The following is a 12,865-nucleotide window of genomic DNA, read 5'->3' as shown; positions in this document are numbered from 1 at the left end:
GCGTTTTCTTCGCGTGCTTGCGTGAATCGGGCACGGCGTTCGGATGCTGCTGATGCAATGACGTGAGCGGCGGCTTCGCGCGTTGCTCGACTTTCTGTGGACTTCTGGATTGCCCGTGGGCGTAGACGGTTTAAGACAACGTTCCGGTGTAGCGAGTTCAGACCTAGTCGCGGTTCATGCGCCGGTGTTCGCGCGCTACGACGTTTAGAATGCGCAGTTCTTCCGCTTCGCCGGCCAACGCAATCACTCGGCGCTTCGCGCTTATTCGATGAATCAGCATGTCCTCGGACGCGGCATTGCGCTTTCCGTCGCCGCTTCCGCTTTGTTCGCGCTCCTGTCGGGCTATACGAAATGGCTTGCGCCGCTCGACGGACTCGACATTTTTGCATGGCGCATCGTCTGGACATTGCCGGGTGCGCTGCTGCTCGTGGCGCTCTCCAGGCGATGGCCGCAATTATGCGCGCTCGTGGCGAACCTCGCCAAAAACGCGCGCCTGCTCGCGGCTTTCGTTGTCTCCACAGCGCTCCTCGGCGTGCAGCTATGGATATTCCTGTGGGCGCCGCTGCATGGACGCGCGCTCGAAGTGTCGCTCGGCTACTTTCTGTTGCCGCTCGCGATGGTGCTGATCGGGCGCTTCTATTACCGCGAACCGCTCGACGCGCTGCAATGGGCGGGCGTGGCCGCGGCTGCGCTCGGCGTGGCGCATGAGTTCTTCGTGACGCGTGCGTTCGCGTGGCCGACGCTCGTCGTGATGCTCGGCTATCCGCCTTATTTCATGCTGCGGCGGCGGCTCAACGTCGATGCGCTCGTGGCCTTCGCCATCGAAATGATGATGCTGGCTCCGTTCTGCGTGATCGCGCTGATCGTGCGTGGCTCGTTCGCGGTCGCCGCAGATTCGCCGCTTCTATGGAGCGTCTTGCTGCCGGGCCTCGGCGCGTTGAGCACCATTGCGCTCGGCTCTTATCTGCGGGCAAGCCGCTATCTGCCGCTCGTGCTGTTCGGCATTCTCGGCTATGTCGAACCGGTGTTGCTCGTGGCTGTCGCGGTCTTGCTGCTCGGCGAGCCGTTCAGCGCGAGTCAGTTGGGAACGTATGGACCGATATGGGTCGCTGTCGCGCTGACGGCTGTGCATAGCGCGCGGCTCTTGATGCGCGAGCGCGCGTCGAAGGCCGCGTTGCCGATGAGCGAACATCACGCGAGCGTCGAACACGAAACGGGTGCCGAGCGCGTCGACTAAGCGGTCCTCTACAGATCGCGCCGCATCTTTACTCGCACACTTCCGCGCCGAGCGTATGCAGATGCGCATGCAGGGCTTCGACGAAACGGCGCGCGAGCAGAGACGGAGCCGTGTGCAAAGGCATGGCCATGCGCACAGGAACGTCGATAGACGGCATGAGCGGCCGGATCGACAACTTCCCGGCATACGTGTTGGCGACATACGGGTTCACGATGCCCACGCCGTTGCCGGCCGCCACCAGCGCGCAGATCGTGATCGACGATGTCGTCTGGATCGAGAACTCGGCTGGCATGTCGTGCGCGAGGAGCACGTTCTCGATGTCGATCGTCAGGTCGTCCATCTCGCCCAGCGACAACAACGGCTCCGATTGCAACATCCGCACATGCACCACGGATTCGCTTTCGAGCCGATGCCCCGGCGGCAGCACGCATACGGCCGGCATCGTCTTCACGATCGTCGTCTCGAAGTCGTGCTCGTCGAGCTTGCCCGTGGTCAGAATGAGATCGAACAGATCCTGGCGCAACAAGTCGGTCAGTTGCGTCGTGGCGAGCGTCTGAATGTTGATATACGTTTCCGGAAACTGCGCCCTGAACGCCCGAACAACCTCAGGCAGCAGCCCGACTCCCAGCGTGGGCGTGCAGCCCAGGCAGAGCGCGCCGGTGCCCGACTTGCGCAGCAGCGATACCACCGACTCGATTTTCTCGAGCCCGTCGAAGTGCTTCTGCACGGTCTTGTACAGCAGCTTGCCTTCGCTCGTCGGTCTCAATCTCCCATGGTGCACTTCAAACAGTTTGAGGCCCGAGAACCTCTGCAAGTCGGAGAGGCGGCGGCTAATGGAAGGCTGCGTCGTGTTGAGCATCGCTGCGGCGCCAGTGGTGGTGCCCTTCTGCATCACGGCGCGAAACGCCTGGATAAGCTGAAAATTCAACGGTCGGGTCATGTGTTTCGCGATCTGTCGAACGAGGATGCACCGCGCGTCGCGCAAGAGAGGCTATATCGAAACTGAATAGCATCGCGACAAAATCGAATTTTATCGGTTCCAATCGCAGAGATATCCTGACGTCTATCTTTCGTCAAGGGTCGCGCCGATGCGTTTGCTTCATCCGCTTCCAACCGCCGCGATGGCCGGAGCCATGTCGTCCGCTAGGCCCGGCGTCGTTCGTCCGTGCGCGGTCAGCCGCTTGGGCCAGGGCACAGGACATCACTTCTTCGGCTACTACAACAAGACGGCGTGGGATCGCACCGGGCGATACATGCTGGCCCATCGCGCCGCCATGATGGATGCGCGGCTCGCTCCGGAACTGCAAGTCGAGGTCGGCTGCTTCGACTTGCAAGACAATGCAGCGTTCCACGCCTTCGACACGACCGGCGCGTGGAACTGGCAAATGGGCAGCCAATTGCAATGGCTGGAGGGCGAGCCTGGCCGCAAAGTCATTTATAACGTGCGCACCGACGACGTTTTTGCGCGCTTTCCGGGCTTTGGCGCGACGATTCTCGATCTGGACACCGGCGCGAAGCAGTCGTTGCCGATGCCCGTCTACGTGACGGCGCCGAATAGCCGCTATGCGCTATGCGTCGACTACCGGCGTCTTTATGTCACGCACGAAACCATCGGCTACAGCGCGCACGGCGGACCGCTCTGCCTGCTGCGCGCGCCCGCGACGGACGGCATCTACCGGATGGATCTCGCGACGGGAAAGGTGGCGCTCCTCATGAGCTACGCGGCGCTGCGCCGCTTCCAGCCAAAGTTATCGATGGAGCGCGCCATTCATTGGGTCAGCCACATCGAGATCAATCCTTCGTCGTCGCGCGTGTTGTTCTTGCATCGCTGGACCGAGCGCGTGGAAGATGAAACCTGCTTCCTGCATCGCCTGATTACCATGAATCCGGACGGTTCCGGCATGCGGTTGCTCGAATGCTCGGACCATCCGCTGCCACACATCGCGAGGCGCTTCGATCCGAAGGCCGTCGGCACCTTCGACTATGAGAAGTCGGAGCATCAGATTTCGCATCCGTTGTGGCGCGACGACTCACACATCGTCGTGTGGAGTCCGCATGCCGGCGAGATTCACTATCACCTTTACGAAGACAGCGACGCAGGCGGCGTCGAAGTGCTGGGCCGCGACGTGCTCACCGAGAACGGCCACATGTCGTTCTCTCCGGTCGACTCGCGTTGGCTGGTCTCGGATACTTATCCCGACGCGCAGAGCAACAAGCGCGTCCTGTTTCTCTTCGACGTGCGCGACGGCGTGCGCATCGACATAGGCGAGTTCTACGCGACACCTGAGCTCAAGAAGGAAAACCGCTGCGATCTGCACCCGCGCTGGAGCCGCGACGGCATGGCCGTTTGCATCGACTCGGTTCACGAAGGCATGCGTCAGATGTACGTGATCGACGTCTCGCCCATCACGGGCACGCGCGGCCGATTGCAGTCCGCGAGCCCCGCGCATTAGCTTCCATGGAGCCGAGCATGAAACGACACTATTCGTTGCGCCCCGCCACGCGCATGACGGCCGGCCTCTCTGCGCTGGCGTGGATGGCGGGTGCGTTTGCCGCCGAGCCGGCCGTTAGCGGCACGCTCGACAAGATACGCAGCGAACACGCCGTCACCATCGGCTATCGCGATGCCTCCATTCCGCTGTCCTACTACGATGCACAGCAAAAGCCGATCGGCTATTCGATAGACTTCGCCAATCTGATCGTCGAACGCATCAAGTCTCAGCTCAAGCTCTCCGAACTGACGGTGCGCATGATTCCGATCACGTCGCAGAACCGCATCTCGCTCTTGCAGAACGGCACGATCGACTTCGAATGCACGAGCACCACGAACAACGCCGAGCGCGCGCAACAGGTCGCGTTCTCGAACAGCTTCTTCGCGATCAGCACGCGCCTGCTTGTCAAGAAGTCGACCGGTATCAAAGATTTTGCCGACCTTCACGACAACACCGTCGTCGTCGGAGCAGGCACAACGTCGGAAAAAATGCTGCGCCGGTTGAACGCGGAGAAGTCGATGAACATGAAGATCATCAGCGCGAAGGATCATTCGGAGTCCTTTCTTCTGTTGTCGACGGGCCGAGCAAAAGCCATGATGATGGATGACGCCTTGCTCGCCGGCGAGCGCGCGAAGTCGCCGCATCCCGACGACTACGAGATCGTCGGCACCCCTCAGTCGCACGAGGTGTACGGCTGCATGCTGCGCAAGAACGACGCGCCGATGAAGGCCTTGATGGACGCCGCCATCGCCGACGCCGAACGATCCGGACAAGCCTCGCGCATCTACGCGCGTTGGTTCACGCAGCCAATCCCGCCCAGGCAGATCAACCTCGACTTTCAGATGTCGCCGCGCATTCAGGCGCTCTTCGCGCAGCCGAGCGACAAGCCGTCCTCCTGAGCCGCGTGTGACGCTGGCGTAGCGAAAGGGCAAACCAAGCAATGGATTACTCGTGGAATTGGCGCGTGCTGTTTCAGCCGGTGGCGACGGGCGAGCCGGAAGTCTATGTCAACTGGCTCATCTCGGGCCTGCTGAATACGGTTGTGCTGACCGTGCTCGCATTCATGCTCGCGCTGGTAATCGGCGTGGCTCTCGGCATCATGCGCACGTTGCCGAATCGCGCGGTACGGACGGCCGCTGCGGTTTATGTGTCGATCTTTCGCGGCGTGCCGCTGATCGTGCAGTTCTTCATCTGGTTCTTCGCGCTGCCGGAGTGGCTGCCGGCGTCGCTCGGCGACCGGCTCAAGGACCTGTCGCCGAATGTGCAGTTCCTGAGCGCATCGGTGCTCACGCTCGCTGTCTACACCGGTTCTCGCATCTGCGAACAGGTGCGCGCGGGCTTGCTGGCGCGCCCGCCCGGACAGCTTCACGCAGCACTCGCGCTGGGACTCACGCGTCCGCAGGCTTATCGACATGTTCTTCTGCCGATGACGCTGCGCACTATTGCCGGGCCGCTGACGTCCGAGTTCCTGATCCTTTCGAAGAACTCGGCGGTGGCATCGACAATCGGCCTTCTCGAATTGTCGGGACAGGCGCGGCAACTCGTCGACTACACCGCTCAGCCGTATGAGTCGTTTATCTGCGTAACGCTCGTCTACGTAGCGCTGAACTTCGTGATCTTGTGGGGCGTGGGCCGGCTGCGTCGGCTGAATACCGTGCCCGGTTCGATGGAGAGTTGACCGATATGTTCGAGATGGACTGGCAGGCACTATATGCCGCTACACCGGTTTTGCTCGAAGGCATGGGCGTCACGTTGCAGATCACCGTGGTTGCCATCCTCTGCGGCCTGGCGTGGGGGACCGTGCTCGCGGTGCTGAGCCTGTCGCCGGTCAGGCTGCTTAGGACCGGCGCGCATGCGTATGTCGCGCTCTTTCGCTCGATACCGCTCGTGATGCTGCTGTTATGGTTCTTCCTCATCGTGCCTCAGTTTCTGAAGGCGCTGTTCGATCTTCCATCGAGCGTCGACGTGCGGCTCGTCTCGGCGATGGTCGCTTACTCGCTACTCGAGGGCGCATTCTTCTGCGAGATCATCCGGGCCGGGATTGCCAGCTTGCCGCGCGGCCAGATGCACGCGGCGCAGGCGCTCGGCATGACGCCTGCGCAATCGATGCGCTACGTGATTTTGCCGCAAGCGTTTCGCGCGATGGTGCCTGTCGCGCTTACGCAATGCATCGTGATTTTTCAGGACACGTCGCTCGTATATGTGATCGCGCTCGGCGATTTCTTTCGGCGCACGACAGCCATCGGCGAACGCGACGGCACGCTCATTCCGATGCTGCTATTCGCGGGCGCGACATATTGGCTCGTAAGCACGACCTTGATCGCGATGACTCGCATGCTGAAGACAAGGATCACGCGGTGATTGATTACGGATTTGGAACACGCTGCCGGGCGATTCGCCGGGCACGCATCAGCAAACGGCCCCGGTGCCACGCCGGACTTGGGATGACATGAAGATTCACCAGCTTCGCGCGCTTGTCGCTGTCGCCGACACGGGCAGCGTGCGCGGCGCCGCGCGCCTGCTTCAGGCGTCGCCGGCCGCCATCACGCAGAGCCTTCAGCAGATCGAGGCCGATCTCAGGCTGCGTCTCGTCGCGCGCACGCCATCTGGAGTCACGCTTACGTCGGACGGGCGAACGCTTCTCGAACACGCACGCCTGATCGTCGGTCAGATCGCTCGCGCGCATCAAGCTGTGGACACCATGCGCGGCGAGGCGCGCGGACGGCTTTCGATTGCGGTGACGGCCTGGGGCGCGATGACGTTCCTGCCCGAGGTCGTGCTGCGGTTTCGGCGGATCATGCCGGACGTGCAGTTGGAATTCTTCGAGGGACTGCTCGCGATCGCGAATCCGCGGCTGCGCGATGGCAGTCTCGACATTTACATCGGGCGTCAGACGCCGGGCGAGATCGCGTCGGAGTTCACGTTCAGGCCGCTTTTTCTGACGACGCTGGCGGTGGTCGCGCGGCAGGGTCATCCGCGCGCGGAGAGTCGCTCGCTTGCTGATCTCCTCGATTGCGACTGGCTCGTCGCGCTCGATCCGGAGACCGAGGGGCTCGCGCCGTACACGATGTTCGCGAAGCACGGGTTGCCCGCGCCACGCAGTGTCCATTTCCTGCATTCGCTGACCGTTGCCGTTTCGTTACTGCAAAGAACGGATATGGTCAGCATCTTTCCCTGGCCGCTCGTCGAACGCTGCGCGCCGCGCGAATCGCTCTGCGCCATTCCGCTGCGCGAGCAACTCGACGACTCGATCGTCGGGGTCATCACGCGGGCGGGACAACCGCGCTGCGCGGCGGTCGAGTGTTTCGCCGATTGCCTCATCGAAACCATCCGCGATCCAACGTGGATCAACACACCGGAGATACAGCGAGCAATGCACTCGGTCGACATACTCATCTAGCCTGCCTCACGGAAGCGGTTGCAGTGCAGTCCACGGAGACCAGCCGGTTTCGCTGTCCGGCTTGGCGACGCGCAATGCCCGCGAGCCGTCGCCGAAGATCAGCGACTCCGCACGAACGGCATTAGTGTCGGGCGCGCAGCAGGCGCCGACATGACCGAGTTCATGAGTGAACTGTAGATTGCCTTCACGCAACACCCCGAGGTAAGCGTCAACGTCTTCATCGCTCGAATGATTAGCATAACGATTCAAAAACATTGCGACGAATTCTGCATCGAACATGGTTTCCTCCCGTATTTTTGCGCCATCTCCTCTGGCGCTGTCATGGCATGCTTGTTCTGGCGGGGATACGGCCACACGCGGTCGAGTCGTTTGCTTCTCTCTGACTTGCGTCAATGCGCGGGCCTTGCGCGATTTTGGGCCAATAGGTGAGTGAATTCTGTCGGGCTTGTCGCGCGGCCGAACAGATAGCCTTGCAGCAAGTCGCAGCCGAGCGCCCATAAGGCCGTGGCCTGATCCGCGGTCTCGACGCCTTCGGCGGTCACGGTCATGTCGAGCGCATGCGCCATGTCGATGAGCGCGCGAGTGATTGCAATCGATTCGTGACTGCGCGGAAGATCGGCGACGAACAGACGGTCGATCTTCAGGTTGTGCAGACGAAACCGCTTCAAGTACGACAACGACGCATAGCCCGTCCCGAAGTCGTCGATGGCGAGCTTCACTCCAAGGTCGGAAAGCGCCCGTGCCGTCGATACGCTGGCCGCGGTGTCGGGCATCGGCATGCTCTCGGTGATTTCCAGTTGCAACGCGGAGGCTTCGAGTCCGGTGCGTTCGAGGCAGGTCGTGATATGGCGCAAGAGGCTGTCGTCGAATTGCGCGGCCGACACGTTCACCGATACGACGAGGCGCGGCGCAATGATCCGGCGCCAGCGAGCAGCCTGAACACAGGCTCGCAGCAACGCCCAGTCGCCAATGTTCTTGAGAAAGCCGGTCTTTTCGGCGATCGGTATGAACTCTGCCGGCCCGACGTCGCCCAATTCGTTGTTCTTCCAGCGCAGCAAGGCCTCGGCGCCTACGGTTTCGCGCGTGACGCTGTCGATGACGGGTTGATAGGCGAGCGTCAATTCGCCAGCGGCCAGCGCGTGAGGCAGCAACGCTTCGATACGGAGGCGGCGCTGTGAATCAGCTTCTAAGCGCGTCGGTGCGGGCTGCGCGCCGCCGCTCGCATTCGATGTCCCCGAAGAGCGCGGCCGCAGTGAAGTCGACTGTGATGCCCGCCCGTTTATGCGCAGTGGAAGAGTTCGATGCATCGTCTTCGCGATCCTATGCTAAGGCAACCATTGACGTCCGATAGAAACAGCGCAACCTAAGTGAGCGTTGATGGCGTTCGCTGCACGCAACCGCGCACGAACGAGTCTCTTTCGATTCGCCAGCTAGTGCAGCTACGATAGCGCGCCATCGTCGACGCGACTACGCAAGGGAACGGCTAACGCGTAAAGCAAGGCTGAACACTGGTGGCTGCTATAGCGTTAAGTACCTACAGGACGATTGCATGGCGGTGTGCGCTCGAACGGGTGCGTTGCCCGTTCGTGACAGGCAGCTAGAGTGACAAAGGCATCGAAACACGGCGCGAGGGTTCATCGAAGGTGGTCGTTGACGCCATGGGTTGGCGTTCGCGCAAGCGCCAATAAAAAAGCGAGCCCGCAGGCTCGCCAGATGTCACAACGCATGGGACGCTTCTGCCGACGCGCCCCATTGCGCGATGCGATTGACGCCGGCCTCCCTTACTTCTTCGCCGCGTCGACCTTCGCATCGGCAGCCGCCTTGTTCGCGTCGCTTTGTGCCTCGACTTTTTCTTTGTCGGCTTTGGCTTGCGCCACCTTGGCATCTTGCGCTGCGTCCTGCTTCTTCTTGTCGGCCTTGGACTGTGCAGCGTGCTTCTTCTTGTCGGCTTTCGCCTGTGCCTTGGCGGCATCACCGCGGGCGTCGGAGGCTTGCTCCGGCGTGGTCGCCTGCGCTACCTTCGCGGCTTCCTTGTTGGCATCGTCCTGAGCGGATGCCTTGTCCTTGTTGGCGGATGCCTGCGCCTTGGCGGCATCCTGTTGAGCATCGGTCTTCTTTCGGTTGGCAGTGGACTGAGCCTCCGCCTTTTCGTGGTTGGCTTTGACTTGCGCCTTGGCGGCATCGGATGCGGCCGTTTGAGCGAAGACAGTGCTTACGAGCAGCGTGGATGCGAGAGCGGCGACGATTTTCTTCATGATGTTCGACTCCTATGATCCTGCGTTTCTTTGGACACGCCATGATCGGCATGTGACGATGAAAACGCCGTGCCGTCGCGCGTCGTTGACCGTGATCTCGTGACAAACCGTAACCGGTGCGAGCAAATGCAACGGCGTAACAGCGGTTTCGATCGCAATGCATGCCAACGTTGGAAGTCAATATAAGCTTTGTTACCACATGGCAAATTCAGTCAAGCATGTTACGTCGGTTGATTGGGAATCCCAACGAAACGAAATTTGTAATCGTTGAAATGCGCCGTTACCAACTGCTGCAGATATTTCCAAAGCGTCTGCTTAAGATGCGTCCATACACCCGGCATTCGGGAACGGAGAAGAAGTTATGAAACGCGCAGCCCTTGTCTTGTTGATGATCGGTAGTTTGTCGATGGCCGGTCAGGCGTCCGCGCATGGGCACGGCGGCGGTCATGGCCGCGGCGGCGGCGATGGCGGCGCGATCGTCGGCGCCCTGATCGGTGGCGCGGTGCTCGGCGCTCTGGTCACGTCGGTCGTGAATGCGCAGCCAGCTTATTCGGAGCCGGTCTACGCGCAACCGGCGTACGCGCAACAAGCCTATGCGCAGCCTGCTTATGCACAACCCGCGCCGCCGGCTGGTTATTGCTACGACGGCTACCGCCGCGCTTATGTGCCGTGCGCGCCAGCCGGCTATGGCTATTGAACTGCCGCGCGCGAAGCAGATGCGGCACGTTGCTTGCGCTCAATAGATGCGGCGGGTGCGGCGAATTGGCTGCATCGGCCGGCACGCTAACTCTTGGAGACTTGCAATGAAAGCGATCAGGACGAAGCTGGTAGTTTCAGCGCTGGTGTTGGGCTTGTCGGGCGGCGTCTATGCGCAGGCAGGCGGCGGCGGTGGCGGTGCGGGCGGCGGCGGTAGCGCAGGCGGTGGTGGCGGCGCCGGAGCGGCAGGCGGGATGGGCGCGGGCGGCAATGGCTCGGCGGGAGCAGGCTCGAGCGCGTCGGGCAAGGGTGGCGGCGTCGGCATGGGCGGCACCGGCATGGGCGGTTCGAGCGACGGCACGAGCGGTACCGGCGTGAACAGCGGCATGGGCAACAACGGAGCGAACAACGGCATGGGCCAAGGCACCATGCAACGCAGTGGCCCCGGCAGCACCGGTAGCTCGAGCAGCAGAAGCCCTGGCGGCATGGCGCACGGCAACAACTCGCAGTAACAGCAGTTGAACACGACCAAAGCGGCTAGAGCCGCATCTCAGCGCGCAAGCGGGTTTTATCGCCGTGAAGTTTCCGGCATCCGCCACGCGGCGGCGCGCATGAAAAACAACTAAAAGCTGTTACTGAGCCGGCGCGGACGTTGAATAGACAGCCGCCACAGGCTCGAACGTCTTGGCTCTCAGACTCACTTTCTCCGCATAAGCACGCGAACCGCCGTAGTTCTTGAGCGCGGCGTCGACATCGCCTTGCGCGGATTTCAGATAGCCATGCAAGATGGACGAGCCGATTTCGATATTCGTTTCCGGCTCCGTCAGGTCCACATTGCGCACGAGCTTCTTGTGCGCGGAAGGCACCACTTGCATAAGCCCGGTTGCGTTGTTCGCACCGACGGCCGTTTCCTTGAAACGCGATTCGATTGAAATGATGGCGAGCAGCAGCGCCGGCGGCAGCGAGTATTTCGACGCGGACGCCATGACCGCGCTCGCTATCGTTTGCGCTTTCTCGCGCGCGACGCCGAACTTTCGCGTGATGACTTCCGAGATTTTGTGGCGCGCCGCGTCGAGGCGAGAGTCCTGCTGCACGACCTCTTGCGGGTTCGTGTCGCTGGCGGCGAGCGGGTCTGACTGGGCGAAGGCGGTGTTCGCGAAGGTCAGAACAAGGGCGAGGAGTAAGAATGTGCGGCGCATCGGTCTAGCAAGGAAAGCGGTGCCGCATTATATCGTCGAAAAATCTCCTTTTCGATCAGTCACTTGTCTTAAATACGAAGAATCGTTTCGATAGCCGGAAGAATTTACTTCGCGGAAGAAGCCGAGATGCCCTCGCCAGCGTCGGCGGATAGGCGCGCGAACATCGGCCACGAGGCGAGGACGAGCAACGCGGTTGCTGCGAATCCGCAAGCGAGTTGCCACCGTTCGGTCTGCGCGCCGCCGGAGACGAGCATCGTGGCCTGAATGGTTCCCGCCGCGACGGTCACGCCGAGCGCCTTCATCAATTGCTGCGCGGTGCCCTGGAACGAAGTCGCCGCCGATAGGCGCGGCTTCGGAACGTCGGCGAAGGCGAGCGCGCCCATCGTCGCGAAACTGAGCGAACGGCCGAGGCCGCCGACGAGCAGCAGCGCGAAGATGGCGCTGGCGGGCCACGCTTGCGACATCGTCGAACAGACGGCGAGCACGGCGGCGAACGAGACGCTGCCCGCGCACAGCACCGTGCGCACGGAAAAGTGCCGCAGCGCGAGCGCCGTCATCGGCCGCATGCAAAACGAGCCGAGCGCGCTCGCAAAGGTCACGAGCCCGCTCGCCGACGCGCTATAGCCGAAGCCTGTCTGCAACGTCAGCGGCACGAGAAACGGCAACGCGCCGGCACCCGCGCGAAAGAGACTGCCCGCGACGGTCGCGGCGTGGAACGTCGGAATGGAAAGCAGCGAGAAGTCGATGGCCGGATTCGGCGTCTTGCGGCAATGCACGACTGTGGCCCTGAAAAGCAGCACGCCGATGACGACGCATACCCACGGCACGCCGTCCGGCAACACGTGGCGGCCCGCGCTTTCGATCCCGACCATGAAGAGACTGAGCGACGCGCCCGAGAGCACCATGCCGCGCAGGTCCGGCGGCGTGCGCGCTTCGGGCGGCGAAGGCGGCAGGAGCCGCCACGTCAGGAGCAGGCCGGCGACGCCCACGGGCACGTTGACCCAGAAGATGCTGCGCCATGACAGCGCGTCGGTGAGAAAGCCGCCGAGCGGCGGACCGAGAAGCGGACCGACGAGCGCGGGCATCGTCAGCCACGTCGTCGCCTGAAGCAATTCCTCGCGCTTGACGCCGCGAAACAGAATGAGCCGGCCGACGGGAACCATCATGGCGCCGCCGAGTCCCTGAACGACGCGCGCTGCGAGTAGCTGCGGCAGGTTCATCGCGGCGGCGCAGGCGATGGAAGCGAGCGTGAATGTCGCGATGGCCCACATGAAGACGCGTCGCGCGCCGAAACGGTCGGCCACCCAGCCGCTTGCGGGAATGAAGACCGTCAGCGCGACCAGATACGCGGTAATGGCGCTGCTCAGGTGGACGGCATCGACGTGCAGATCGCGGGCCATCGTCGGGATGGCGGTCGCGACGATCGTGCCGTCCATGTTCTGCATGAAGAGGGCGCTAGCGACGACGGCGGCGGTGATGCGGAAATTGCCGCGTTTCATGACGCCCGGCTCGCGAAGACGTCCGGACGTTGCGGCCGCGTAGTTGTGATGTAGTCAGCGTGCATGCACCGCAGTTTACTCGAACGG

General features: G+C 62.3%; 14 protein-coding genes. 8 read left to right on the top strand and 6 right to left on the bottom strand.

Annotated elements, in window-relative coordinates:
• Nucleotides 1-268 precede the first annotated feature (268 nt).
• Complete coding sequence (rarD, locus tag HWX53_RS10240; protein WP_175940750.1) at nt 269-1,237, top strand: EamA family transporter RarD; 969 nt, start codon at nt 269-271, stop codon at nt 1,235-1,237.
• A 28-nt stretch (nt 1,238-1,265) separates the two neighbouring features.
• Here rarD and HWX53_RS10235 read toward each other — a convergent pair whose 3' ends face one another.
• The gene (locus HWX53_RS10235; protein WP_175940749.1) at nt 1,266-2,177 is read right to left on the bottom strand and encodes a LysR substrate-binding domain-containing protein; all 912 of its coding nucleotides are present in this window, start codon (nt 2,175-2,177) and stop codon (nt 1,266-1,268) included.
• A gap of 181 nt (nt 2,178-2,358) precedes the next feature.
• Here HWX53_RS10235 and HWX53_RS10230 point away from each other — a divergent pair, with 181 nt between their 5' ends.
• The 5 genes from HWX53_RS10230 to HWX53_RS10210 all read left to right on the top strand — a co-directional run bounded on the left by HWX53_RS10230 (nt 2,359) and on the right by HWX53_RS10210 (nt 7,129).
• Nucleotides 2,359-3,690: a hypothetical protein gene (locus HWX53_RS10230; protein WP_175942313.1), complete on the top strand. Its 1,332-nt coding sequence runs from the start codon at nt 2,359-2,361 to the stop codon at nt 3,688-3,690.
• 53 nt (nt 3,691-3,743) lie between these two features.
• Nucleotides 3,744-4,628 carry a glutamate/aspartate ABC transporter substrate-binding protein gene (locus HWX53_RS10225; protein WP_244140129.1) on the top strand — a complete coding sequence of 295 codons (885 nt, stop codon included), beginning with the start codon at nt 3,744-3,746 and terminating at the stop codon, nt 4,626-4,628.
• A gap of 41 nt (nt 4,629-4,669) precedes the next feature.
• Nucleotides 4,670-5,407, top strand: coding sequence for an amino acid ABC transporter permease (locus HWX53_RS10220; RefSeq protein WP_175940747.1), 738 nt, complete (start codon nt 4,670-4,672; stop codon nt 5,405-5,407).
• 5 nt (nt 5,408-5,412) lie between these two features.
• Nucleotides 5,413-6,090, top strand: coding sequence for an ABC transporter permease subunit (locus HWX53_RS10215; RefSeq protein ID WP_175942311.1), 678 nt, complete (start codon nt 5,413-5,415; stop codon nt 6,088-6,090).
• An 88-nt stretch (nt 6,091-6,178) separates the two neighbouring features.
• On the top strand, nt 6,179-7,129 hold the full coding sequence (locus HWX53_RS10210) for a LysR substrate-binding domain-containing protein (RefSeq protein WP_175940746.1): 951 nt from the start codon (nt 6,179-6,181) through the stop codon (nt 7,127-7,129).
• 6 nt (nt 7,130-7,135) lie between these two features.
• On the opposite strand, the gene HWX53_RS10205 is transcribed toward HWX53_RS10210, so the two are convergent.
• The 3 genes from HWX53_RS10205 to HWX53_RS10195 form a co-directional block, all read right to left on the bottom strand.
• On the bottom strand, nt 7,136-7,408 hold the full coding sequence (locus HWX53_RS10205) for a hypothetical protein (protein ID WP_175940745.1): 273 nt from the start codon (nt 7,406-7,408) through the stop codon (nt 7,136-7,138).
• A 110-nt stretch (nt 7,409-7,518) separates the two neighbouring features.
• A complete protein-coding gene (locus HWX53_RS10200) occupies nt 7,519-8,280 on the bottom strand; it encodes an EAL domain-containing protein (RefSeq protein WP_244140066.1) in 762 nt (253 codons plus the stop codon).
• Nucleotides 8,281-8,910: 630 nt separating this feature from the next.
• Nucleotides 8,911-9,384 (bottom strand): hypothetical protein, encoded by a 474-nt coding sequence (locus tag HWX53_RS10195; protein WP_175940743.1) that lies wholly within the window; start codon nt 9,382-9,384, stop codon nt 8,911-8,913.
• Nucleotides 9,385-9,745: 361 nt separating this feature from the next.
• On the opposite strand from HWX53_RS10195, the gene HWX53_RS10190 reads away from it, so the two are divergent.
• The gene (locus tag HWX53_RS10190; protein WP_175940742.1) at nt 9,746-10,081 is read left to right on the top strand and encodes a hypothetical protein; all 336 of its coding nucleotides are present in this window, start codon (nt 9,746-9,748) and stop codon (nt 10,079-10,081) included.
• A gap of 106 nt (nt 10,082-10,187) precedes the next feature.
• A complete protein-coding gene (locus tag HWX53_RS10185; protein WP_175940741.1) occupies nt 10,188-10,592 on the top strand; it encodes a hypothetical protein in 405 nt (134 codons plus the stop codon).
• A 120-nt stretch (nt 10,593-10,712) separates the two neighbouring features.
• On the opposite strand, the gene HWX53_RS10180 is transcribed toward HWX53_RS10185, so the two are convergent.
• Together HWX53_RS10180 and HWX53_RS10175 are read right to left on the bottom strand one after the other, a co-directional pair.
• Nucleotides 10,713-11,279: a transglycosylase SLT domain-containing protein gene (locus tag HWX53_RS10180; RefSeq protein WP_175940740.1), complete on the bottom strand. Its 567-nt coding sequence runs from the start codon at nt 11,277-11,279 to the stop codon at nt 10,713-10,715.
• Nucleotides 11,280-11,383: 104 nt separating this feature from the next.
• Nucleotides 11,384-12,778, bottom strand: coding sequence for a DHA2 family efflux MFS transporter permease subunit (locus HWX53_RS10175; protein WP_175940739.1), 1,395 nt, complete (start codon nt 12,776-12,778; stop codon nt 11,384-11,386).
• Nucleotides 12,779-12,865 lie beyond the last annotated feature (87 nt).

It is taken from the genome of Caballeronia sp. BCC1704, from assembly GCF_902833455.1.
Taxonomy (GTDB): domain Bacteria; phylum Pseudomonadota; class Gammaproteobacteria; order Burkholderiales; family Burkholderiaceae; genus Caballeronia.
This window is presented reverse-complemented; position numbering and strand designations above follow the sequence as displayed.